This window comes from Paracoccus sp. J39, from assembly GCF_000518925.1.
Classification (GTDB): Bacteria; Pseudomonadota; Alphaproteobacteria; order Rhodobacterales; family Rhodobacteraceae; genus Paracoccus.
In genome coordinates, this window is the sequence record NZ_JAEN01000032.1 from 1 (window position 1) to 24018 (window position 24018).

At 65.9% G+C, this 24018-nt stretch carries 20 protein-coding genes, 1 tRNA gene and 2 pseudogenes; all 23 read right to left on the reverse strand.

Annotation, left to right across the window (positions count from 1 at the left end):
• Window positions 1-95: GTP-binding protein (locus L632_RS23250; RefSeq protein ID WP_023878051.1), on the reverse strand; the 95-nt coding region annotated here is incomplete at its 3' end.
• An 86-nt stretch (window positions 96-181) separates the two neighbouring features.
• Window positions 182-2305 (reverse strand): elongation factor G, encoded by a 2124-nt coding sequence (gene fusA / locus L632_RS0120130; protein ID WP_028714492.1) that lies wholly within the window; start codon window positions 2303-2305, stop codon window positions 182-184.
• Window positions 2306-2323: 18 nt separating this feature from the next.
• Window positions 2324-2794 carry a 30S ribosomal protein S7 gene (gene rpsG, locus L632_RS0120135; protein WP_011747098.1) on the reverse strand — a complete coding sequence of 157 codons (471 nt, stop codon included), beginning with the start codon at window positions 2792-2794 and terminating at the stop codon, window positions 2324-2326.
• A gap of 12 nt (window positions 2795-2806) precedes the next feature.
• Window positions 2807-3178, reverse strand: a complete 372-nt coding sequence (gene rpsL, locus L632_RS0120140) for a 30S ribosomal protein S12 (protein WP_010399029.1) — start codon at window positions 3176-3178, stop codon at window positions 2807-2809.
• A gap of 233 nt (window positions 3179-3411) precedes the next feature.
• The gene (locus tag L632_RS0120145; RefSeq protein ID WP_051416374.1) at window positions 3412-4269 is read right to left on the reverse strand and encodes a putative rhamnosyl transferase; all 858 of its coding nucleotides are present in this window, start codon (window positions 4267-4269) and stop codon (window positions 3412-3414) included.
• The gene (locus L632_RS0120150) at window positions 4269-5216 is read right to left on the reverse strand and encodes a DMT family transporter (RefSeq protein ID WP_028714491.1); all 948 of its coding nucleotides are present in this window, start codon (window positions 5214-5216) and stop codon (window positions 4269-4271) included. The genes L632_RS0120145 and L632_RS0120150 overlap by 1 nt, the downstream gene beginning before the upstream one ends.
• A gap of 36 nt (window positions 5217-5252) precedes the next feature.
• Window positions 5253-5858: an isoprenylcysteine carboxylmethyltransferase family protein gene (locus L632_RS0120155; protein ID WP_028714490.1), complete on the reverse strand. Its 606-nt coding sequence runs from the start codon at window positions 5856-5858 to the stop codon at window positions 5253-5255.
• Window positions 5859-6095: 237 nt separating this feature from the next.
• Entirely contained in the window at window positions 6096-10304 is a 4209-nt protein-coding gene (gene rpoC / locus L632_RS0120160) for a DNA-directed RNA polymerase subunit beta' (protein WP_028714489.1), read from the reverse strand.
• Between the two features lie 49 nt (window positions 10305-10353).
• Window positions 10354-14502, reverse strand: a complete 4149-nt coding sequence (rpoB, locus tag L632_RS0120165) for a DNA-directed RNA polymerase subunit beta (protein WP_028714488.1) — start codon at window positions 14500-14502, stop codon at window positions 10354-10356.
• 239 nt (window positions 14503-14741) lie between these two features.
• Window positions 14742-15116 carry a 50S ribosomal protein L7/L12 gene (gene rplL / locus L632_RS0120170; RefSeq protein ID WP_017999544.1) on the reverse strand — a complete coding sequence of 125 codons (375 nt, stop codon included), beginning with the start codon at window positions 15114-15116 and terminating at the stop codon, window positions 14742-14744.
• A gap of 67 nt (window positions 15117-15183) precedes the next feature.
• A complete protein-coding gene (gene rplJ, locus L632_RS0120175) occupies window positions 15184-15699 on the reverse strand; it encodes a 50S ribosomal protein L10 (RefSeq protein WP_028714487.1) in 516 nt (171 codons plus the stop codon).
• 254 nt (window positions 15700-15953) lie between these two features.
• The gene (gene rplA, locus L632_RS0120180) at window positions 15954-16652 is read right to left on the reverse strand and encodes a 50S ribosomal protein L1 (protein ID WP_028714486.1); all 699 of its coding nucleotides are present in this window, start codon (window positions 16650-16652) and stop codon (window positions 15954-15956) included.
• A 3-nt stretch (window positions 16653-16655) separates the two neighbouring features.
• Window positions 16656-17108: a 50S ribosomal protein L11 gene (gene rplK / locus L632_RS0120185; RefSeq protein ID WP_028714485.1), complete on the reverse strand. Its 453-nt coding sequence runs from the start codon at window positions 17106-17108 to the stop codon at window positions 16656-16658.
• A gap of 107 nt (window positions 17109-17215) precedes the next feature.
• Window positions 17216-17755 carry a transcription termination/antitermination protein NusG gene (gene nusG, locus L632_RS0120190; protein WP_028714484.1) on the reverse strand — a complete coding sequence of 180 codons (540 nt, stop codon included), beginning with the start codon at window positions 17753-17755 and terminating at the stop codon, window positions 17216-17218.
• A gap of 195 nt (window positions 17756-17950) precedes the next feature.
• Complete coding sequence (gene secE, locus L632_RS0120195; RefSeq protein ID WP_028714483.1) at window positions 17951-18145, reverse strand: preprotein translocase subunit SecE; 195 nt, start codon at window positions 18143-18145, stop codon at window positions 17951-17953.
• Between the two features lie 78 nt (window positions 18146-18223).
• A complete protein-coding gene (locus L632_RS23655; RefSeq protein WP_028717470.1) occupies window positions 18224-19093 on the reverse strand; it encodes a hypothetical protein in 870 nt (289 codons plus the stop codon).
• Between the two features lie 61 nt (window positions 19094-19154).
• Window positions 19155-19230 (reverse strand) — tRNA-Trp (locus L632_RS0120205).
• Between the two features lie 50 nt (window positions 19231-19280).
• A pseudogene (locus L632_RS25220) lies at window positions 19281-19997 on the reverse strand (ABC transporter ATP-binding protein); the annotation flags it as partial.
• A gap of 228 nt (window positions 19998-20225) precedes the next feature.
• Window positions 20226-21140, reverse strand: a pseudogene (locus L632_RS25225) (ABC transporter transmembrane domain-containing protein); the annotation flags it as partial.
• A 39-nt stretch (window positions 21141-21179) separates the two neighbouring features.
• Complete coding sequence (locus L632_RS0120215) at window positions 21180-21833, reverse strand: CatB-related O-acetyltransferase (protein WP_028717472.1); 654 nt, start codon at window positions 21831-21833, stop codon at window positions 21180-21182.
• Window positions 21834-22067: 234 nt separating this feature from the next.
• Complete coding sequence (locus L632_RS0120220) at window positions 22068-22481, reverse strand: GFA family protein (protein WP_028714479.1); 414 nt, start codon at window positions 22479-22481, stop codon at window positions 22068-22070.
• Entirely contained in the window at window positions 22478-22870 is a 393-nt protein-coding gene (locus tag L632_RS0120225) for a VOC family protein (RefSeq protein WP_028714478.1), read from the reverse strand. Before L632_RS0120225 ends, L632_RS0120220 begins: the two co-directional genes overlap by 4 nt.
• A 51-nt stretch (window positions 22871-22921) precedes the next feature.
• Entirely contained in the window at window positions 22922-23812 is an 891-nt protein-coding gene (yghX, locus tag L632_RS0120230; protein WP_028714477.1) for a YghX family hydrolase, read from the reverse strand.
• Between the last annotated feature and the right edge of the window lie 206 nt (window positions 23813-24018).

Sequence of the window (24018 nt, forward strand, 5' to 3'; positions counted from 1 at the left end):
ATCGCAGCCGTCAGCGTCGTCTTGCCGTGGTCAACGTGACCGATCGTCCCGATGTTGACGTGCGGTTTCGTCCGTTCAAACTTTGCCTTTGCCATGGGCATGGCTCCTTATGTTGACGGTGCGTGCAGGCACGCACCCTACGGGGTTGGTAGGGTGCGCGGTTGCCCACGCACCGCCGGGATTACGCGTATTTCTTCTGGATCTCGTCCGAGATGTTCTGCGGCACGGCCTCGTAATGGTCGAACTGCATCGTGAACACCGCGCGGCCCGAGGACATCGAGCGCAGGTTGTTGATGTAGCCGAACATGTTGGCCAGCGGCACGAAGGCGTCGATGACGTTCGCATTGCCGCGCGAGTCCTGGCCGCGGACCATGCCGCGACGGCTGGTCAGGTCGCCGATGATCGAACCGGTATATTCCTCCGGCGTGACCACCTCGACGCGCATGATCGGTTCGAGCAGCTTGGCCCCCGCCTTCTTCAGGCCTTCGCGCATGGCGGCACGCGCCGCGATCTCGAAGGCCAGGACCGAGGAGTCGACGTCATGGAAGGCACCGTCGATCAGCGCCACCTTGAAGTCGATCACCGGGAAGCCGGCCAGCGGGCCCGAATCCATGACGGACTTGATGCCCTTCTCGACGCCCGGAATGTATTCCTTGGGCACCGCACCGCCGACGATCTTCGATTCGAACGAGTAGCCCTCGCCCGGCTCGGTCGGGGTGATGACCAGCTTGACGCGCGCGAACTGGCCGGTCCCGCCGGTCTGTTTCTTGTGCGTGTAGTCGATCTCGGCCTCGGTCGAGATGGTCTCGCGATAGGCCACCTGCGGGGCGCCGATATTCGCCTCGACCTTGAACTCGCGCTTCATGCGGTCGACCAGGATGTCGAGGTGAAGTTCGCCCATGCCCTTCATGATGGTCTGGCCCGATTCCAGGTCGGTCTCGACGCGGAAGGACGGGTCCTCGGCGGCCAGGCGCTGCAGGGCCAGGCCCATCTTTTCCTGGTCGGCCTTGGACTTCGGCTCAACGGCGATCTCGATCACCGGCTCGGGGAAGGTCATGGTTTCCAGGACCACCGGCTTTGCGGGATCGCAGAGCGTGTCGCCCGTCGTGGTTTCCTTTAGCCCGGCCAGCGCGATGATGTCGCCGGCGAAAGCCTCGTCGATCTCTTCGCGGTTGATGGCGTGCATGACCATCATCCGGCCGACGCGCTCGCGCTTGCCCTTGGTCGAGTTCAGCATCTGGTCGCCCTTCTTGAGCTGGCCAGAATAGATCCGCGTGAAGGTCAGCGAGCCGACGAAGGGGTCGTTCATGATCTTAAACGCCAGCGCCGAGAACGGATCCGCGTCCGAGGCATGGCGGGCAATGTTGCGCTCTTCCGTCTCGTCGCCCGGGGCGAAGCCCATATAGGCGGGCACGTCGGTCGGCGCCGGCAGGAAGTCCACCACGGCGTTCAGCAGCGGCTGCACGCCCTTGTTCTTGAAGGCGGAACCGGCCATGACCGGGAAGAAGGACAGCGACAGCGTGCCCTTGCGGATCAGCTTGCGCAGCGTCGCCTCGTCGGGCTCGTTGCCTTCCAGATAGGCTTCCATCGCCTCGTCGTCCTGTTCGACGGCGAGTTCGATCATCTTGCCGCGCCATTCCTCGGCGACGTCCTGAAGCTCGTCACGGATGGGCTGGCGGATCCACGAGGCGCCCAGGTCCTCGCCCTTCCAGACCCATTCTTCCATCTTGATCAGGTCGACGATGCCTTCCAGCTTGTCCTCGGCGCCGATCGGCAGAGCGATCGGGCAGGGGGTGCCGCCGGTGCGGTCCTTGATCATGGCGACGCATTTGAAGAAGTCGGCGCCGATCTTGTCCATCTTGTTGACGAAGACGATCCGCGGAACCTTGTAGCGGTCGGCCTGGCGCCAGACGGTCTCGGTCTGCGGCTCGACGCCGGCATTGCCGTCCAGCAGGCAGATCGCGCCGTCCAGAACCGCCAGCGAACGCTCGACCTCGATGGTGAAGTCGACGTGGCCGGGGGTGTCGATGATGTTGAAGCGGCAACGCTCGCTATCATCGGGGGTGAAGTCGGCATCCTCGTGGCGCTGCCAGAAGGTGGTGGTCGCCGCCGAGGTGATGGTGATGCCGCGCTCGGCTTCCTGCTCCATCCAGTCCATGGTGGACGCACCTTCGTGCGTCTCGCCCATCTTGTGGTTCTTGCCGGTGTAGAACAGGATACGCTCGGTCGTCGTGGTCTTGCCCGCGTCGATATGGGCCATGATCCCGAAGTTCCGGTAGCGCTCCAGCGGATATTCGCGTGCCATAAAGGGCCTTCCTTCCGGTTACCAGCGGTAGTGGCTGAACGCCTTGTTGGCGTCGGCCATCTTGTGCGTGTCCTCACGCTTCTTGACGGCGGTGCCGCGGCCGTTCACCGCGTCGGCCAGCTCGCCCGCGAGGCGCTCTTCCATGGTGTGCTCGTTGCGCTTTTTCGACGCGTCGATCAGCCAGCGGATCGCCAGGGCCTCGCGGCGCGACGGACGGACCTCGACCGGAACCTGGTAGGTGGCGCCGCCGACGCGGCGCGAGCGCACTTCGACCGAGGGCTTCACGTTGTCGAGGGCTTCGTGGAAGACTTCGATCGGCTCGCGCTTCAGCTTGCCCTGCACGCGGTCGAGGGCGTTGTAGACGATGCGTTCGGCAACCGATTTCTTGCCGTCGATCATCAGGTTGTTCATGAATTTGGTCAGCACGCGATCGCCATATTTGGCGTCGGGCAGGACTTCGCGCTTCTCAGCGGCGTGACGACGGGACATGTGCCTATCTCCTTACTTCGGACGCTTCGCGCCGTATTTCGAACGACGCTGACGACGATCCTTGACGCCCTGGGTATCCAGAACACCGCGCAGGATGTGATAGCGGACACCCGGAAGGTCTTTCACCCGGCCGCCGCGGATCAGCACGACGCTGTGTTCCTGCAGGTTGTGCTTTTCGCCCGGGATGTAGGAGATCACCTCGAAGCCATTGGTCAGGCGGACCTTGGCCACCTTACGCATGGCCGAGTTCGGCTTCTTCGGCGTCGTGGTATAGACGCGCGTGCATACGCCCCGCTTCTGCGGGCAGGATTGCAGGTGCTGCGACTTCGAGCGCTGCACCTTGGGCTGCCGCGGTTTGCGGATCAGCTGTTGGATCGTCGGCATTCGGTTCCCCGTCTTGCTTTCGTCAATACTCGCAGCCACCGGCTGCGCCACTTCTCGACGGCGAATCACGCCCATCGTGAAACGCCAGAACCCATCCTGTCCCCAAGCCGGGAAGGACGGGTTGAATTACCAGAGGATCGGGGCATTCCGGCCCGGATCATGACCACAGAGGTTCTGGGCCCCGATCAGATTCCTGACGGGTGTGCGGCGTATATGGGGTTTCCACAGGCGAGTCAACAGCCGCCCCCCTGCCCTGCCCGGGCCGAGAGCAGTCCCCGCGCCCCGGCTTCGAGACCCGGCAGGTCGATGCGGAAACGCCGGGCGAGCAGCGCCGCCATGTCCTCTTCGGGGCCCGCGCCCTGCCCCGCGACTGCATAGCCCGCGCCCACCGCGCCCGAGTCGTTGTCCTCGTGCAGCATGCGCACATACATCGGCTTTCCCGCCAGGGTCACGCCCGGCATGGACAGGTTCACCTTGAAATGCGGGAAATGCAGCGCGCAGCGCCCCGCATCCGGCCGCAGGTAGATGGTCAGCGCCGCGCTGGCATTGTGGACGATCCGCATCTCGGACCGGATGCCGCCCGGCCCGGCCCGCATCACCACGCCGCGCGCGTAATCGCAGGACAGCCGCCCGTGTTGGCGCCAGAGCGGCTGCATGCGCACGAAATCGCGGCGCGCGTCGCGGATATAGTCAAGGGCCACCGCATCGTCGTCGTCATGGCGGAAATGGCCGACCACATCGGCCGAATGGTCGATATGTGGGGCGACGGCGGCCATGCAGGCCTCGACATGCTTCTCCATCGGCGGGACCAGCGCCAGCCGCAGTTGCGGCATGATCCCCGCCAGCTCGTGCAGCCGGGCCAGCCAGGGCTCGGGCAGGTCCGGCCCGGTCATCAGCACCAGCGTGAAATCCGGATCGGTCTGCGCCAGCCAGGCCGGCAGGGCGACATGCTCGAACCAGAACCAGCGCCGGGCCAGCCGCTCGGGGTCGTAGAGAAAGGCCCGCCGCTCCTCCAGCGTCTCGTGGGTCACCTGAAACCCCCGGCCGCCCAGATAGGAAAAGCGGCACAAGCCCAGCATCTGCACCCGCATCAGCTTCGCCTCTGCAATTGCCCTTCGCGCAGGATGGTATAGATCCCCGCGCCCACCACCAGCGCCGAACCCGCCCAGGTCCACAGGTCCGGCCAGTCGCCGAACACCGCCAGCCCCAGCAGGATGGCCCAGAGCAGCGAACTGTAGCGGAACGGCGCGACGAAGGAAATCTCGCCCACCCGCATGGTGGCGACGGCGGTGATATAGCCCACGGTCAGGAACAGCGCGGCAGCGGTCAGCAGCGCGAATTCGGCCAGGGTCGGCAGCCGCCAGTTTTCCGCCCAGCCCAGAACGAAGCCCGACAGCATCACCGTCAGCGCCGCGTAAAAGGCGATGCTGGACGAGGCGAGCCGGGCCGAGAATGTCCGGGTGACCATGTCCCGCACCACGATCAGCAGCATCGCCGCCAGCGCCACGGCCGACCAGCGGTCGAAGGCTCCGGTGCCCGGCCGCAGGATCAGCAGCACGCCGACGAAGCCGATGCCGATGGCCAGCAGCCGGCGCCAGCCCAGCCTTTCGCGAAAGAACAGCGCCGCGGCCAGCGTCACCGCCAGCGGCAGCGCCTGCATGATCGCCGAGATGTCGGCCAGCGCCATCCGCCGCAGCGCCAGCAGGTAAAGCACGGTCGAGACGATATCCGCCGCCGTGCGCAGCACCAGCGGCCAAAGATCGCCGCGCGGCACCCGCAGCCGGACCCCGCCCTGCCCCTGCGCGACCAGCACCATCAGCAGCAGCACCATGCCGCCGCGGATGGCGATGGATTCGTAAAGCGGCAGGCTCTGGGTTACCGCCTTCATCAGCGTGTCGTTGCAGATGAAGGCCGCCATGCTGAGCATCATCAGCGCCGAGCCGCGCAGGTTGTCGGCCCGCCCTTGCCGGGGGTCCGGGACATGCGGGCGAAGGGCGGTTGCCGGCGCGCTGGCAGAGGGCAGGTCGGGGGTCAGCATGGTTCTGGCTGTGCGGCTTGGGAGATGAGAAACAGGCTACCAGAGCGCCAGCAGCGACCAGCCGAGGCTCAGCTTCAACTGGTCCACCAACTCGACAATGGGAATGAAGCTCAGAAAGACGAACGCATCGAACAGGTTGCGGCGCAGCGTCGCCGTGTCGAACCGCGCGGTCCGCCCGGTGCGGAACAGCCGCGGATCGGGCAGGAAGAACGGCGTGCGCACCGCATAGGCATCGTATTCCGCGCCGAAGTGCTGCGACAGGAACGCCGCTTCGCGCCGCGCGGTGATCCACAGGATCAGCCCCACCGTGCCGCCGACCAGCAGGGCAAGGCTGACCGCGCCGAACATCAGCCCGATCCCCGTCGCCGCCACGGTCGAGAAGAAATACAGCGGGTTGCGCGTCATCGAATAGGGCCCGTCCTGCATCACCCGCCGGTTCTTGGCGCCGCCGACATAGAGGATCGACCAGAACCGGCCGAGCACGCCCGCCAGCAGCAGCAGAATGCCCAGGGTTTCGATGGCCTCGTGCCCGAACCCCTCGAGGCCGAGGAGCGGGGTGATCACCAGGATGGCCGGCAGCAAGGCCAGACCCGACAGCCGCAGGATGTTGATGCGGATCTTCTGATTGACTGCCGCGCGCATCAAACCACCCTCGCAAAACGCCCCGACCGCCCTTTGGCCCCTCATCGTTATCCCCTGCCAGGGCTTTGCGCAATCGCGACCTGCGGATGAGAGGGTTGCGGCGATCCGCCGGACGGCGCCCCATCGGACGGCGCGCTGCGCAATCGGGACTTGGGGATGAGAGGGTTGCGGCAGCCCACCCATGCAGAAAAGGCCCGGCATCGCTGCCGGGCCTTTCCAATTCGTTTCAACGGGCGATCACTCGTCGCCGCCGACCTCGGCCGGGCTGTCCTCCGGCGCGATCAGCGCGGCGGCGGCCTCCGCCTCGGCGCGGCGGGCTTCGATCACCTCGTTGTCGCGCTCGGTCGCGATGCGCTTCACGCGGGCGGTGGCGCCGCCGGTGCCGGCCGGGATCAGCCGGCCGACGATGACGTTCTCCTTAAGCCCGACCAGCTTGTCGCGCTTGCCCTGGACGGCGGCCTCGGTCAGCACGCGGGTCGTCTCCTGGAACGAGGCGGCCGAGATGAAGCTGCGGGTCTGCAGCGACGCCTTGGTGATGCCCAGCAGCACCGGCTCGCCCGTGGCCGGACGGCCGCCCTTGGCTTCGATCTTGGCGTTCTCTTCCTCGAACTCGTCGCGGTCGACATGCTCGCCCTTCAGCAGCGTGGTGTCGCCGCTGTCGGTGATCTCGATCTTCTGCAGCATCTGGCGGACGATCACCTCGATGTGCTTGTCGTTGATCTTCACGCCCTGCAGCCGGTAGACGTCCTGCACCTCGTCGATGAGATAGTCGGCCAGAGCCTCGATCCCCATGATGCGCAGGATGTCATGCGGCGCCGGGTTGCCGTCCATGATGTAGTCGCCCTTCTGCACGAAGTCGCCTTCCTGCACCGGGATGTGCTTGCCTTTCGGCACCATGTATTCGACCGGCTCCAGGGTGTCGTCGGCGGGCTCGATGGCGATGCGGCGCTTGTTCTTGTAGTCCTTGCCGAAGCGCACATAGCCGTCGATCTCGGCGATGATGGCGTGGTCCTTGGGACGGCGCGCCTCGAACAGCTCCGCCACGCGGGGCAGACCCCCGGTGATGTCCTTGGTCTTGGCGCCTTCGCGCGGGATCCGCGCCACCACGTCGCCGGCCTTGATCTCCTGCCCGTCCTCGACCGACAGGATGGCGTCGACCGACATCGGATAGGTGACCGGGTTGCCCTGCTCGTTGCGGACCGGCTCGCCATCGGCATCGACGATGATGATCTCGGGCTTCAGCTCGTTGCCTTTCGGGGCCGAGCGCCAGTCCGTCACGATCTTCTGCGTCATGCCGGTCGCGTCGTCGGTCTCGTCGCGGACCGAGATCCCCGACAGCAGGTCGACATATTTCGCGACACCGGCCTTCTCGGCGATGATCGGCAGGGTATAGGGGTCCCATTCGAACATCTTCTGGCCGCGCGCCACGGCATCGCCTTCGCGCACGAACAGCTTGCTGCCGTAGAACAGCTTGTGGCTGGCCAGCGTGTCGCCCGTCGCCGACTTGATGTGCAGCTGCATGTTGCGACTCATCACGATCAGCTCGCCATTGGCGTTTTCCAGCGTGCTTTCGTTGTCGAAAGCCACCGTGCCCTCCTGCGCCGCGGCGATGAAGGACTGCTGGCCGCCCTGGGCGATGCCGCCGATGTGGAAGGTCCGCATCGTCAGCTGGGTGCCCGGCTCGCCGATGGACTGGGCGGCGATGATGCCGACCGCCTCGCCGATATTGACCAGCGTGCCGCGGGCCAGGTCGCGGCCATAGCACAGCGCGCAGACCCCATCGTCCGACTCGCAGGTCAGGGCCGAGCGGATGCGCACGTTCTGCACGCCCGCGCCCTCGATCTCGTCGGCCTTGCGCTCGTCGATCAGCTCGTTCTTGCGGACGATGACCACGTCCTCGCCCGGCACCAGCACGTCCTCGGCCGCGACACGGCCCAGCACGCGCTCGGAAAGCGGGCTGACCACCTCGCCGTCGTTGACCGCGGCCGAGGCGGTGATCGCCCGGTCGGTGCCGCAGTCATGCTCGCGGATGATGCAGTCCTGCGCCACGTCCACAAGGCGGCGGGTCAGGTAGCCCGAGTTCGCCGTCTTGAGCGCGGTGTCCGACAGACCCTTCCGCGCGCCGTGGGTCGAGTTGAAGTATTCAAGAACGGTCAGGCCTTCCTTGAAGTTCGAGATGATCGGCGTCTCGATGATCTCGCCGTTCGGCTTGGCCATCAGGCCGCGCATGCCGCCCAGCTGCTTCATCTGGCTGACCGAGCCCCGCGCGCCCGAATGCGCCATCATGTAGACCGAGTTCGGCTCCAGCTCGGCGCCGTTCTCGTCCTTCTTGGTGGCCGAGATGGTCTTCATCATGGCATCGGTGACGCGGTCGTTGCATTTCGACCAGGCATCGACGACCTTGTTGTATTTCTCGCCCTGGGTGATCAGGCCGTCCAGATACTGCTGCTCGAACTGCTTCACCTGGTCCTGGGTTTCCTCGACCAGGTCCCATTTCGTCGGCGGAACGACCATGTCGTCCTTGCCGAAGGAGATGCCGGCGCGGAACGCCTCGCGGAAGCCCAAGCCCATGATCTGGTCGCAGAAGATCACCGATTCCTTCTGGCCGCAGTAGCGGTAGACGGTGTCGATGACGTTCTGGATGTCCTTCTTGCGCAGCAGGCGGTTCACCAGCTCGAAGGGCGCCTTGGCGTTCTTGGGCAGCAGCGCGCCCAGACGGATCCGGCCCGGCGTGGTCTCGAAGCGCTTGATGACCTCGTTGCCGTTCTCGTCGATCTGCGGCAGGCGGGCGGTGATGCGGGCATGCAGATGCACCGCGCCGGAGGCCAGTGCGTGCTCCACCTCTTCGAGGTTGGCAAAGACCATGCCTTCGCCCTTCATGCCCTCGCGCTCCATGGTCGTGTAGTAAAGACCAAGGACCATGTCCTGCGACGGCACGATGATCGGCGCGCCGTTGGCGGGCGACAGCACGTTGTTCGTCGACATCATCAGCACGCGCGCTTCCAGCTGCGCCTCAAGCGACAGCGGGACGTGCACGGCCATCTGGTCGCCGTCGAAATCGGCGTTGAAGGCCGAGCAGACCAGCGGGTGCAGCTGGATCGCCTTGCCCTCGATCAGGATCGGCTCGAAGGCCTGGATGCCCAGGCGGTGCAGCGTCGGCGCGCGGTTCAGCAGGACCGGGTGCTCGCGGATCACCTCGTCCAGGATGTCCCAGACCTCGGGGCGTTCCTTCTCGACCAGCTTCTTGGCCTGCTTGACGGTGGAGGACAGCCCCTTCGCCTCAAGCCGCGAATAGATGAAGGGCTTGAACAGCTCCAGCGCCATCTTCTTCGGCAGGCCGCACTGGTGCAGCTTCAGCTCGGGACCGGTCACGATCACCGAACGGCCCGAGAAGTCGACCCGTTTCCCCAGAAGGTTCTGGCGGAAGCGGCCCTGCTTGCCCTTCAGCATGTCCGACAGCGATTTCAGCGGACGCTTGTTGTTGCCGGTGATGACGCGACCGCGGCGGCCGTTGTCGAACAGCGCATCGACCGATTCCTGCAGCATCCGCTTTTCGTTGCGGACGATGATGTCGGGCGCGCGCAGCTCGATCAGGCGCTTGAGGCGGTTGTTGCGGTTGATGACCCGGCGATAGAGGTCGTTCAGGTCCGAGGTCGCGAAACGGCCGCCGTCCAGCGGAACCAGCGGACGCAGTTCCGGCGGGATGACCGGAATGACCGTCAGCACCATCCACTCGGGACGGTTGCCCGACTCGAGGAACGATTCAACGATCTTCAGCCGCTTGATGATCTTCTTCGGCTTCAGCTCGCCGGTCGCCTCTTTCAGCTCCTCGCGCAGCTGCTCGGCGGTGGCGGCCAGGTCGATATTGGCCAGCATCTCGCGGATCGCCTCGGCGCCGATATTGGCGGTGAAGGCGTCGGCGCCATACTGGTCCTGCGCGTCGAGGAATTCTTCCTCGGTCAGCAGCTGGCCATAGCTCAGGTCGGTCAGACCCGGCTCGATCACGACGTAGTTTTCGAAATACAGGATGCGCTCAAGATCGCGCAGCGTCATGTCCAGCATCAGGCCGATGCGCGAGGGCAGCGACTTCAGGAACCAGATATGCGCGACCGGGGCGGCCAGCTCGATATGGCCCATGCGTTCGCGCCGGACCTTTTGCAGCGTCACCTCGACGCCGCATTTCTCGCAGACCAGGCCACGATATTTCATGCGCTTGTATTTGCCGCACAGGCATTCGTAATCCTTGATCGGGCCAAAGATACGCGCGCAGAACAGACCGTCACGCTCGGGCTTGAACGTGCGGTAGTTGATGGTCTCGGGCTTCTTCACCTCGCCATAGGACCAGGCGAGGATTTCCTCGGGCGAGGCCAGCGAGATCTTGATTTCGTCGAACTGCCGCGGCGCAGCCAGCGGGTTCAGGGGGTTGGTGGCAAGTTCCTGGTTCATTTTCAAATCCTAATGAGGGGCGCGGTGGGGGAGATGAGGGGTCGCCCCCTCACTCCTCATCCTCCGCATCCAGGAGTTCCATGTTGAGGCCCAGACCCCGGACCTCCTTGACCAGAACGTTGAACGATTCCGGCACGCCGGCCTCGAAATTGTCCTCGCCCTTGACGATGCTCTCATAGACCTTGGTCCGGCCGGCCACGTCGTCCGACTTGACCGTCAGCATCTCTTGCAGGGTGTAGGCGGCGCCATAGGCTTCCAGGGCCCAGACCTCCATCTCACCCAGACGCTGGCCGCCGAACTGCGCCTTGCCGCCCAGCGGCTGCTGGGTCACGAGGCTGTAGGGACCGGTCGAACGCGCGTGCATCTTGTCGTCGACAAGGTGGTGCAGCTTCAGGACGTATTTCATCCCGACGGTGACCGGGCGGGCGAACTGCTCGCCGGTGCGGCCGTCGAAGACGATGGACTGGCCCGAAGTGTCGAAGCCGGCACGGCGCAGCGCGTCGTTCACATCCGCCTCTTTCGCGCCGTCGAAGACCGGCGTGGCGATCGGAACACCGGCGCGCACCGCATCGGCATGCTCCAGCAGGGACTCGTCATCCATGCCCTCGAAGGTCTCGGCATAGAACTCGTCGCCATAGCCGTTCCGCATCGCGTCGCGCACCGGGGTCATGTCGCCCTTGCGGCGATAGTCCTGCAGCGCCTCGTCGATCTTGATGCCGAGACCGCGCGAGGCCCAGCCCATATGCGTCTCGAGGATCTGGCCGACGTTCATCCGCGACGGCACGCCCAGCGGGTTCATCACCAGGTCGACGGGGGTGCCGTCGGCCAGGAAGGGCATGTCCTCCATCGGCACGACCTTGGAGACGACGCCCTTGTTGCCGTGACGACCGGCCATCTTGTCGCCGGCCTGCAGCTTGCGCTTCACCGCGACGAAGACCTTGACCATCTTCATCACGCCCGGGGGCAGGTCGTCGCCCTGGCGCACCTTCTCGACCTTGTCGTCGAAACGGTTGTCCAGAGCCCGCTTCTGGGCGTCGAACTGCTGGTTCAGCGCCTCGACTTCCTTGGCGGTGTCCTCGTCGGCGACAGCGAGTTGCCACCACTGGCCGCGCGACAGCTGGCCCAGCAGATCGTCATCGACCACGGCGCCGGCACGGATGCCCTTCGGCCCCTTGACGACTTCCTTGCCCATGATCAGCGACTTGAGGCGCGCATAGATGTTGCGCTCCAGGATCGCCAGCTCGTCGTCCCGGTCGCGGGCCAGACGCTCGACTTCCTCGCGTTCGATCTGCAGCGCACGCTCGTCCTTGTCGACGCCGTGGCGGTTGAACACCCGGACCTCGACGATGGTGCCGTAAGCCCCCGGCGGCAGCCGCAGCGAGGTGTCGCGCACGTCGCTGGCCTTTTCGCCGAAGATGGCGCGAAGCAGCTTCTCCTCCGGCGTCATCGGCGATTCACCTTTCGGGGTGATCTTGCCGACCAGGATGTCGCCCGGGCCCACTTCCGCACCGATATAGACGATGCCGGCCTCGTCGAGGTTGCGCAGCGCCTCCTCGCCGACGTTCGGGATGTCGCGGGTGATCTCCTCGGGGCCCAGCTTGGTGTCGCGCGCCGCAACCTCGTATTCGTCGATATGGATCGAGGTGAACACGTCGTCGCGGTGGATCCGCTCCGAGATCAGGATCGAGTCCTCGTAGTTGTAGCCGTTCCAGGGCATGAAGGCCACGACCACGTTGCGGCCGATCGCCAGCTCGCCCTGATCGGTCGAGGGACCGTCGGCCACGACCTGGCCCTTGACCACCCTGTCGCCCACCTTGACCAGCGGGCGCTGGTTGATGGTCGAGGACTGGTTGGAACGCTTGAACTTGCGCAGGCGATAGATGTCCACGCCCGCGTCGCCGGCGCCCAGATCCTCGGTCGCGCGGATAACGATCCGCTGCGCGTCAACCTGGTCGATGATGCCGCCCCGGCGCGCCATGATGGCCGCACCGGAATCGCGCGCCACGGTCGCTTCCATGCCGGTGCCGACGAACGGCGCCTCGGCCCGCAGCAGCGGAACCGCCTGGCGCTGCATGTTCGAGCCCATCAGCGCGCGGTTGGCGTCGTCGTTTTCCAGGAAGGGGATCAGCGCCGCCGCGACCGAAACCAGCTGTTTCGGCGACACGTCGATCAGGTCCACCGCCTCGACCGGGTTCAGCATGAAGTCGCCGGCCTGACGGGTCGAGACCAGCTCGTCCACGAAACGGCCGTCCGCGTCCAGCGTCGCGTTCGCCTGGGCGATGGTGTGGCGCATCTCCTCGGTCGCGGACATGTAGACCACGTCGTCGGTCACCTTGCCCTCGACCACCTTGCGATAGGGGGTCTCGATGAAGCCGTATTTGTTCACCCGGGCAAAGGTGGCCAGCGAGTTGATCAGGCCGATGTTCTGGCCTTCCGGCGTCTCGATCGGGCACATCCGGCCGTAATGGGTGGGGTGAACGTCGCGCACCTCGAAGCCGGCGCGCTCGCGGGTCAGACCGCCCGGGCCAAGCGCCGAAAGGCGACGCTTGTGCGTGACTTCCGACAGCGGGTTGGTCTGGTCCATGAACTGCGACAGCTGCGACGAGCCGAAGAACTCGCGCACCGCGGCCGCGGCGGGCTTCGCGTTGATCAGGTCCTGCGGCATCACGGTGTCGATCTCGACGCCGGACATGCGCTCGCGGATCGCCCGCTCCATGCGCAGCAGGCCGATGCGATACTGGTTCTCCATCAGCTCGCCGACCGAGCGCACCCGGCGGTTGCCGAGGTGGTCGATGTCGTCGATCTCGCCCTTGCCGTCGCGCAGCTCCACCAGCCCGCGGATACAGGCGATGATGTCCTCCTTGCGCAGGGTGCGCTGGGTGTCCGGCGCATCGAGGTCAAGGCGCATGTTCATCTTGACCCGGCCCACGGCCGAAAGGTCATAGCGCTCGCTGTCGAAGAACAGGCTGTCGAACAGGGCCGAGGCGGCCTCGACGGTCGGGGGCTCGCCCGGGCGCATGACGCGATAGATGTCCATCAGCGCGCCGTCGCGGCTCATGTTCTTGTCGGCCGCCATGGTGTTGCGGATATAGGGACCGACATTGACATGGTCGATGTCGAGGACCGGGATGTCCTCGATGCCGTTGTCCAGCAGCACCTTCAGCAAGCCGCCCGAGATCTCGCCGTCGCGGTCGTATTCGACGGTGATCTCGTCGCCGGCCTCGGCATAGATCAGGCCGGTCTGCTCGTTGATGATGTCCTTGGCGACGAAGCGACCGATGATCTTGTCGAAGGGCAGAAGCAGGTTAATGTCGCCCTGTTCCGCCAGCTGCTTGACCAGGCGCGGCGTCACCTTGTCGCCGGCCTTGGTGATGATCTCGCCGGTCTCGGCATTCACCAGGTCATAGCTGGGGCGGGTGCCGCGCACGCGCTCGGGGAAGAAGCGGGTGATCCAGCCGGCCTCGCGGCCCTTGACGGCGCGCTGCAGCTTGTAGTCCACGGTGTCGTAGAAGGCATCCATGATGCCCTCCTGGTCCATGCCGAGCGCATAGAGCAGCGTCGTCACCGGCAGTTTCCGGCGGCGGTCGATGCGCGCGAAGACCAGGTCCTTGGCGTCGAATTCGAAGTCGAGCCACGAGCCGCGATAGGGAATGATGCGGCAGGCGAAGAGCAGCTTGCCGCTGGAATGGGTCTTGCCGCGGTCATGGTCGAAGAACACCCCGGGCGAGCGGTGCATCTGCGACACCACGACACGCTCGGTGCCGTTCACGATGAAGGTGCCGTTCTGCGTCATCAGGGGCATGTCGCCCATGTAGACGTCCTGCTCCTTGATGTCCTTGACGGACTTGGCACCGGTGGCCTCGTCGACATCGAACACGATCAGACGCAGCGTCACCTTCAGCGGCGCGGCATAGGTCATGTCGCGGCTCTGGCACTCGTCCACGTCGTATTTCGGCTTTTCCAGCTCGTATTTCACGAATTCCAGCGTCGCCGTCTCGTTGAAGTCCTTGATCGGGAACACCGACTGGAAGACGCCCTGGATGCCTTCGCCATCCTGATGGCCCGCGCCGTCGCCAGAGCGCAGGAACAGGTCATAGGAGGATTTCTGAACCTCGATCAGGTTCGGCATCTCCAGAACTTCGCGGATATTGCCATAGTAACGCCGGATGCGTTTCTGGCCGACATAAGCTTGCGCCATAGAGGGTCTAACCTTTCGTCTTTCGCTTGCGCAGACCGTCGGGGCCCGGGCTGCGCAAGGCGGCGAATGAGGGGCGGGGTCCCATTCGTGCCGCGCGTCCCACCGCGCGGCTCCCGAACCCCGAACATGCCCTGAAGGAAGGTCTGTTCTGGAAACCGTCCTTCAAGACAGGTTCGGCAGGGACCGGGGAAACCCCGGACCCTGCCCGTTTCGTACAGTCAATCGGCCAGAGCGGCCAATTACTTCAGCTCGACCTTGGCGCCAGCCGCTTCGAGCTTCTTCTTCATTTCTTCGGCATCGGCTTTCGAGGCACCCTCTTTCACCTTGCCGCCGGCTTCGACCAGGTCCTTGGCTTCTTTCAGGCCCAGACCGGTGATGCCGCGCACTTCCTTGATCACGTTGATCTTGTTGGCGCCGGCGTCGACCAGGACGACGTCGAATTCGGTTTTCTCTTCGGCGGCTTCAGCCGGGCCAGCGGCCGGGCCGGCAACCATGACGGCGCCACCGGCGGCCGGCTCGATGCCGTATTCGTCTTTCAGGATGGTCTTCAGTTCCTGGGCTTCCAGCAGGGTCAGGCCCACGATTTCTTCGGCGAGTTTCTTCAGGTCAGCCATTTTTCCGTTCTTTCCATTAAGTGTTCCAACGTCAGGGTTTCAACCCCACGCGGGAATGGGGATTGCCTCAGGCGGCCTCGCGCTCTTCCAGAGTCGAGAGGATGCCCGCGATGTTGCTGGCAGGTGCGCCGATCGCGCCCGCGATGTTGGAAGCAGGGGCGCCGATGCAGGACACGATCGAAGCGATAAGCTCCTCGCGCGACGGCATCTGGGCCACGGCTTTCACACCGGCCGGGTCAAGCGCCGTGTCGCCCATCGCACCGCCCAGGATCACGAACTTGTCGTTCCCCTTGGCGTATTTGTCCGCGACCTTGGCCGCAGCCACAGGGTCCTCGGAGAAGGCGAGCACGGTCATGCCCGTCAGATAGTCGGCGATGCTGGCGCAAGGCTTCCCATCCAGGGCGATCTTGGCGAGCCTGTTCTTGGCAACGCGGACGGACCCGCCGCTTTCGCGCATCTGCGCGCGCAGGTCCTGCATTTCGGCAACCGTCATTCCCTCGTAGCGGGCAACCACCACGACGCCAGAGGCTTCAAAGATCTGGCCGAGTTCTTCGACCACCTGTTCTTTTTGCGCTCTATCCACGGTTTCACTCCAAGTTGGGGGTTTCCCCCCGGCTCTCACTTTCCCGACGCCCGAACAGCGTCAGGACGGGTCCGTGACGGTCCCAAGATCACCCGGAGCGAGGCCCGGAAAATGGTCTTGATCCCATCTCAGGAAGGACGATTAAGCCGGCCAGATAGCGTATCGGGTCGGCACCCTCCGTCTCGGACAGGACGGGGCATTGCTGCCCCGCCATCCGCCGGCCCCGCAAGGACGCCGGCGAAATTCTTGCGCGCTTACTGCGCGACAGCCGAAGACAGGTCCAGCGACACGCCCGGACCCATGGTCGAGCTGATCGAGACCTTCTTCACATAGGTGCCCTTCGCGCCCGAGGGCTTGGCCCGGTTCACTGCGTCCACGAAGGCGCGGATGTTCTGGGCCAGCTTCTCGGCGTCGAACGAGGCCTTGCCGACGCCGGCATGGACCACGCCCGCCTTCTCGGCCTTGAACTGGACTTCGCCGCCCTTGGCAGCTTCCACGGCCGCTTTCACGTCCATGGTCACCGTGCCGACCTTGGGGTTCGGCATCAGGTTGCGCGGGCCCAGGATCTTGCCCAGACGGCCGACCAGCGGCATCATGTCCGGGGTGGCGATGCAGCGATCGAATTCGATCTTGCCGGACTGGATGGTCTCCAGCAGGTCTTCCGCACCGACGATCTCGGCGCCGGCGGCCTTGGCTTCGTCAGCCTTGGGACCACGGGCGAAGACGGCGACGCGCACATGCTTGCCGGTGCCGTTGGGCAGGGTGACCACGCCGCGGACCATCTGGTCGGCGTGGCGCGGATCGACGCCCAGGTTCATCGCGATCTCGACGGTCTCGTCGAACTTCGCGGTGGCGTTGTCCTTGACCAGCTTGACGGCGTCCTCGACCGAGAGGTTCACCTTGCCGGCAAAGGCCTCGCGGGCGGCGGCTTGCTTTTTCGACAGTTTAGCCATGGCTTAGCCTTTCACCTCGATGCCGATCGAACGCGCCGAGCCGAGGATGATCTGCATCGCGGCTTCCACGTCGTTCGCGGACAGGTCCTTCATCTTGGCTTCGGCGATCTCGCGCACCTGCTTGGCGGTCACGGTGCCGGCGACCTGACGGCCGGGCTTTTCCGAACCCTTGGCGCGGTTGCGCTTGCCGACCGGCTTCAGGCCGGCGGCTTTCTTCAGCAGGAACGAGGCCGGGGGGGTCTTGGTCTCGAAGGTGAAGGACTTGTCGGCGTAATAGGTGATCACGACCGGAACCGGGGCACCCTGTTCCATCTCCTGCGTCTTGGCGTTGAACGCCTTGCAGAATTCCATGATGTTGATGCCGCGCTGACCCAGGGCCGGGCCGACGGGCGGGGACGGGTTCGCCTGACCCGCCTTGATTTGCAGCTTGAGGCTGCCGACAACTTTCTTGGCCATCTGGCCTTCTCCTTATCATCACGCCCCGCCCCTGACGGGCTTCGGGCCGACTTAGCGGTGCGGCCTTGCCCCGGGTCCGTTCCCGGCGGCGCAGCCTCCCGCGACGATCACGCGGTCTTGGCGACCTGCGTGAATTCCAGTTCCACCGGCGTCGGACGGCCGAAGATGGACACCGTGACCTTGATGCGGTTCGCGGCCTCGTCCACTTCCTCGACCATGCCCGAGAAGCCCTCGAAGGGCCCGTCGGTCACGTTCACCTTCTCGCCCACGTCGAACCGGATCAGGTTGCGCGGCGCCACCTCGGCCCCACCCTCGCCGGTGCGATGCAGGATCGCGTTCACCTCGTCGTCGCGCATCGGCATCGGCTTGCCCTGGGCGCCCAGGAAGCCGGTGACGCGGTTGATCGAGTTCACCAGGTGGTAGGTCTGATCCGACAGCTCCATGCGCACCAGCACATAGCCGGGCATGAAGCGGCGCTCGGACGTGACCTTCTTGCCGCGGCGGATCTCGATCACTTCCTCGGTCGGGACCAGCACCTCGTCGATCTGGTCCTCGAGACCTTTCTCGACCACGGCCTGGCGAATCGCCTCGGCGACCTTCTTTTCAAAGTTCGACAGGACGCTGACCGAATACCAACGCTTTGCCATGTCTCGATCGACCCCTGTTGCCTTCCGGGTCAGCCATGGCCAACCCATTGAATTCCTTGTCTACCCCAACCGGATCGCGCGCAATCGCGGCAAGCTCCGGCCAAATTGAAATCGGCGCGCACGACCGAATCGATGCACGCCGCGTCACGGGCAGGTCGGGCGGACATACCGCCCCGCGCCCTGCAATGCAAGCCCTCAGCTGCCGACCAGATGGATCACGGCCGAGAGGCCGGTCTTGATCAGCAGATCGACGAGGAAGAAAAAGATCGAGGCCAGCGCCGCCATGATGAAGACCATGATGGTGGTCGTCACCACCTCGCGGCGGGTGGGCCAGGTGATCTTGCCGAGTTCGGCGCGGACCTGGCTGATGAACTGGACGGGGTTGGCCATGGGTTTCCCTTCGGTCTTGCAGCGGGTCAGATAGCCTGCGCCGACCGGCATTTCAAGCACCGATCTGGCCGCGGGGCGTCAGGGTTCCAGAAACTCGACCCCCGGCAGCGCGCGCAGCTGCCGCAGATCCTCGGCATAGGCGACGGCCGAGCGCCGGTAATCCGCCTCCGGCAGCAGCCGCAGGGCGGCATGGCCGTCGGCGCGGCGAAAGCGCAGCCGCGCCCGGTTGGCCAGCACACGCAGGTCGGCCTCGCTGTCGGCCATGGCGCGGCGCAGGAACCATTCGTAGCCCGGCTGGGTCAGGCTCTCGTTCGAGGGCGGCGGCTCGGGCACAAGCGCCGCCAACCCCGGCGGCAGGATCCGCGCCAGCAGGCGCGGCCGCAGCGCGGGATAATCCTCGTAGCGCCAGACCAGCAGCCGCGCCACGCCGGGGACCGAGGCCAGGCGCTGCGCCAGCCCGCTCCAGCTCAGGGCGGCGGGGTCGCGGCCCTGCAGATAGGCGTCGATCTCGATCTCGTTGCCAAGCGCAAGCTGCAGGGCGAAGGCCGAGACGTTGAACTGCGCCGGATCGCGCACCGACAGGCACAGCACCGCCGGCCCGCCCCCGGCCAGCGCCAGGCAGCGCCGCAACCGCGCCCGCACGCCGGGATAGATCATGCCCCGGCGGCTGAACAGGCAGCTGCGATGGGTGCCTCCCAGGATGTTTTCGTCGGAAAGCAGGAGCTCGGGATAGCAGGCCCGGGCCTCGGCCAGCCTTTCGGAGGCGACCCGCGCCGCCCGGCCGCCATGCGTCAGGGCCCGGACCAGCGGCAGACCGTCATGGCGCAGCACGCCCGGATCGGCATAAAAGACCCCGCCCGCGCGCAATTCGTGCCGCGCCAGGCGCAGCGAGACCTGCAGATGCGTCGAGGCGGTCTTGTGCGCCCCCAGATGAAGGGTCAGGGCCATGGCCGGACGATTCTGGACGGGACTGGTGCGGTCCGGACCGCGAAGGCTGGCCGGATGCGGCTGGCAGGGGCAGAGGGACTCGAACCCCCGACCCTCGGTTTTGGAGACCGATGCTCTACCAACTGAGCTATACCCCTAGGCCGCGCTGCTGATTACGGCAGGTCCGGGCGCGGTTCAAGAGGGAAGATCATTCGGCCTCAAGAAACCCGCCCGACTGCCGCGCCCAAAGCCCGGCATAGATGCCGCCCTGCGCCAAGAGCGCCTCATGCGTGCCCTGTTCGACGATGCGGCCTCGCTCCATCACCACCAGCCGGTCCATGCGGGCGATGGTGGAAAGCCGGTGCGCGATGGCGATCACCGTCTTGCCCTGCATCAGCATGTCGAGCTGCGACTGGATCGCCGCCTCGACCTCGCTGTCCAGGGCGCTGGTCGCCTCGTCCAGAACCAGGATCGGCGCGTCCTTCAGCAGCACCCGCGCAATGGCGATGCGCTGGCGCTGGCCGCCCGACAGCTTGACCCCGCGCTCGCCGACATGGGCGTCGAGGCCGCGCCGACCCTGCGAATCGGTCAGGCCGGCGATGAAATCCGCCTCGGCCAGCTCGGCGGCGCGCAGGATCTCGGCCTCGGACGCGTCCGGCCGGCCATAGGCGATATTGTCGCGGATCGAGCGGTGCAAGAGCGAGGTATCCTGCGTCACCACCCCGATGGCGGCGCGCAGCGATTCCTGGGTGACCTGCGCGATGTCCTGGCCGTCGATCAGGATGCGGCCCGATTCCAGGTCGTGGAAGCGCAGCATCAGGTTCACCAGCGTCGACTTCCCGGCGCCCGAACGCCCGACCAACCCGATCCGCTCGCCCGGCGCGATGGTCAGCGACAGGTCGTCCAGCACCGCGCCGCGGCCGGGCCGCGCCGCCTCGCCATAGCGGAAGGTCACGCGGTCGAACTCGACCCGCCCCTCGGGCACCGAAAGCGGGCGGGCGCCGCGCGCATCCGTCACCATGCGCGGCAAGGACAGCGAGCCGATGCCGTCGCGCACCGTGCCGATATTCTCGAAAAGCGTGGCGAATTCCCACATGATCCAATGCGACATGTTGCCCAGCCGCAGCGCCAGCGGGACCGCCACGGCGACCGCGCCGACCTCGATCTTGCCGCCGACCCACAGCCACAGGCCCAGCACCGTGACCGAAAAGGTCAAGAGCGAGTTCAGCGTGGACAGCAGGATGTTCTGGATCGAGGCCAGCCGCATCTGCCCGTGCACGGTCTGCAGGAACCCGTCCATGCTCTCGCGCACGTAAGCTTCCTCGCGCGAACTGTGCGAGAACAGCTTCACCGTCGAGATGTTGGTATAGCTGTCCACCACCCGGCCGGTCATCACCGCGCGGGCATCGGCCTGCGCCTCGCTGATGCGGCCGATGCGCGGGATCAGCCACCACAGCAGAAGCCCGTAGAGGATGCCCCAGCCGGCAAAGGGCAATGCCAGCCAACCGTCGGTCGAGGCCGCCAGCACGAGCGCACCGATGAAATAGACGCAGACATAGGTCAACACGTCCATGAACTTCATCGCCACTTCGCGCACCGCCAGGGCGGTCTGCATCAGCTTGGTGGCGATGCGTCCGGCGAACTCGTCCTGGAAATAGCTCATGGACTGGCGCAGCAGGTAGCGATGCGCCTGCCAGCGGATGCGCTGAGGGAAATTGCCCATCAGCGTCTGGTGCATCAAGAGCGAGAACAGCACCTGCAGCAGCGGCAGGCCGATCACCAGGATCGCGCCCATCAGGATCAGCCGATTGCCCTCGACCGCCCAGAAATTCTCGCGGTCGGCCCCGGCCAGCCGGTTCACCAGCTCGCCCAGATAGCCGAACAGCACCACCTCGGCCACGGCGATCATGGCCGAGCAGGCGGCCATGGACAGCATGTAGCCCTCGGCCCCGCGCGAGAAATGCAGGATGAACCGCCACAGCCCCTGCGGCGGCATGCGCGGCGGATCGGCGGGATAGGGATCAAGCCGGCGCTCGAACCAGCTGAACATGACAGACCTCATTCGCATCAGCCCGGGCCCGCGCCCGGTTCGTTTCGTCGGGCCGCCTCAGGCGGCCAGTTCCTCAAGCGCCGCGACATCGGCACGGGCCAGCGCGGCGGTGGCGCCGGCGATCCGCTCCGCCGGCCAATGCCACCATTGCAGCGCCATGAGCCGGGCGATGGTGGCATCGTCGAAGCGCATCCTTATGACACGGCCGGGATTACCCGCGACCACGGCGTAATCCGGCACCACGCCGCCGACCACCGTACCCGCGCCGATGACGGCGCCGCTGCCGATCCGCGCGCCCGGCAGGATGGTGGCGCCGTCGCCGATCCAGACATCGTGGCCGATCACCGTATCCGGCAGGCCGCTGATCTGGTCGATGTAATCGCCGACCCGCGCATGGTCGAAGATCGCGAAGGGATAGGTCGAGATCCCGGCCATCGGATGATTGGCCGAGGCGGTGACGATCCGCACCCGGTCGGCGATCTGGCAGAACCGCCCGATCACCAGCCGTTCGGGTGCGCCGGCATAGGTATAGGGCGCCAGCCGCGCCGCCCAGTCGTCCGGCGGGTCGAAGCTGCTGGCATAGGTGAAATCGCCGATCTCGATATTCGGATGGTCGATCACCCGGTTCAGATGCACCAGCCCCCGGTTCAGGGTGCCGTCGGGAAAGCGCATGGGATGGGGCGAAGCCGCATCAAGGAAGTGGGCCGTCATGGGAATCCTCTTCAATCCGTCCGTGAAAGGTCAGATCTGCGAGTTGTCCATGACACCGTTCTCCTCTGCTGCGGCAGGCACCATAGCCGGATTTCGCCTCCGAGGCAACCGGGGCGGCGGTCGGGCCCGGGCGCGCGTGAGCCGGGGGGCTCCGCCCCCGCCCCTGCGGGGCTCCCCCGGGGTATTTGGAAAACAGAGAAGGTGCATTCGGCCCTTGCCGGCAGCGCGGGCGGGTTACAGGTGCCGGGTCTCGGGTGCCGGGTTCCACCAGGCGTCATGCGCCCCGTCGGCATGGAAGACCGGGGCGGCGATCAGCTCGGCCTCGGGCACATCGTCCAGCGCGCTGACGCAGACCTGGACGAAGCGGCCGCCCATTTCCTCGATATCGCCCTCGGTCCAGAGGCGGGTGCCGCAGCGGGCGCAGAACATGTGGTGCATGTCCACGCCGTCCCGCTGCCGGCGCGGGGTTTCGGCCAGCATCCCGGTGCCATGGGTGATGCGGAACCGCTCGGGGTCGGGCAGGCGCATCTCCCAATAGCGCATCTTGCGGCAGAAGCTGCAATTGCAGCGCATGGTGCCTTGGGACAGGTCGCCCTCGGCCTCGAAGCGGACGGCGCCGCAGAAGCAGGAGCCGCGATAGAGGGTCATGCCGGGTCTCCGTGATGGACCGCCTCGATATTGTTGCCGTCGGGGTCGAGCACGAAGGCGCCGTAATAGCCGGGATGATATTCCGGCCGCAGCCCCGGCGCACCGTTGTCGCGTGCCCCCGCGGCCAGCGCGGCGGCATGGAAGGCGTCCACCGTCGCCCGGTCGGGCGCGGCAAAGGCGACATGGGTGCCGGTGCCGGCCGGCTTGCCGCTGCCGATCCAGAAGAACGGCTTGCCCTCGCGGCCATAGCCCAGATGCGCGCCATGGCCGCCGGTCATCTCTTCGGTCACCTCCATCAGCAGCTCGATGCCCAGGGGCGCCAGGGCCCGGTCGTAGAAGGCGCGCGAGCGGGCCAGGTCCGAAACGGGAAATCCGATATGGTCGATCATGCGAAATCTCCTTTCCCGGCAAGCATCGCCCCGACCTGCTGACAGTTCGCGTCAGGAGAGCTTTTCGGCAAAGAAATCCAGCGTCCGCTGCCAGGCAAGTTCCGCCGCCGCCTCATCGTAGCGCGGCGTGGTGTCGTTGTGGAAACCGTGCTGGGTGCCGGGATAGAAAAAGACCTGGTATTCCTTGCCATGTTCCTTCAGCGCCGCCTCGTAGGCGGGCCAGCCCTCGTTCACGCGCTCGTCGTTCTCGGCATAATGCAGCATCAGCGGCGCCTGGATCTGCGCCGCTTCCTCGGGCCGGGGCTGGCGGCCGTAGAAGGGGACCGAGGCAGCCAGTTCGGGATAGGCCACCGCCAGCGCGTTGCAGACCCCGCCGCCATAGCAAAACCCGACCGCACCGACCTTGCCGGTGGCATCGGCATGGTCGCGCAGGAACTCGTGGGCGGCGAAGAAATCCTCCATCAGCTTGGCCGGGTCGAGGCTGGCCTGCATCTCGCGCCCCTCGTCGTCATTGCCCGGATAGCCGCCCAGCGGGCTCAGCCCGTCCGGTCCGAAGGCCAGGTAGCCCGCCTTGCCGAGCCGGCGCACCACATCCTCGATATAGGGGTTGAGCCCGCGATTTTCGTGCACCACCAGCACGGCGGGCAGCTTGCCCTGCGCCTCGGCCGGCCGCGCCATCAGCCCGCTGATGCGGCCGTTGCCCTTGGGACTGTCATAGCTCGCCGTCTCGGTGCGGATGGCGGGGTCGTCGGGCGGCACCTGCTGGGCCAAGGCGTAATTTGGCCTCAGCGCCTCGAAGATCGCGGCAGCGGTCATGCCGGCGGTGGCGAATTGCGCCGCCTGCAGCATGAAATCGCGCTTGCCGATCCGGCCATGCACATAGCCGTCAAAGATCTCCAAGATACGCGGATGAAAATCGGAAGCCTTCCTGCGTTCGTTCATCGCCCTCTCCCTTCCTGCTGACGAAAGGATAGCATGAAAAACCACGCCCCGGCACCCGCCCGCGCGCCCTCGCCCTGGGCCGCCCCGCGCCCGCGCGCTTCTTTCTTGTGCAAATATCCCGGGGTCCGGGGCAGAGCCCCGGAAAGCCCGCGCCGCCCCAAACGGCAAAGGCCGCCCCTCGCGGAGCGGCCTTCCTCATCGCGATA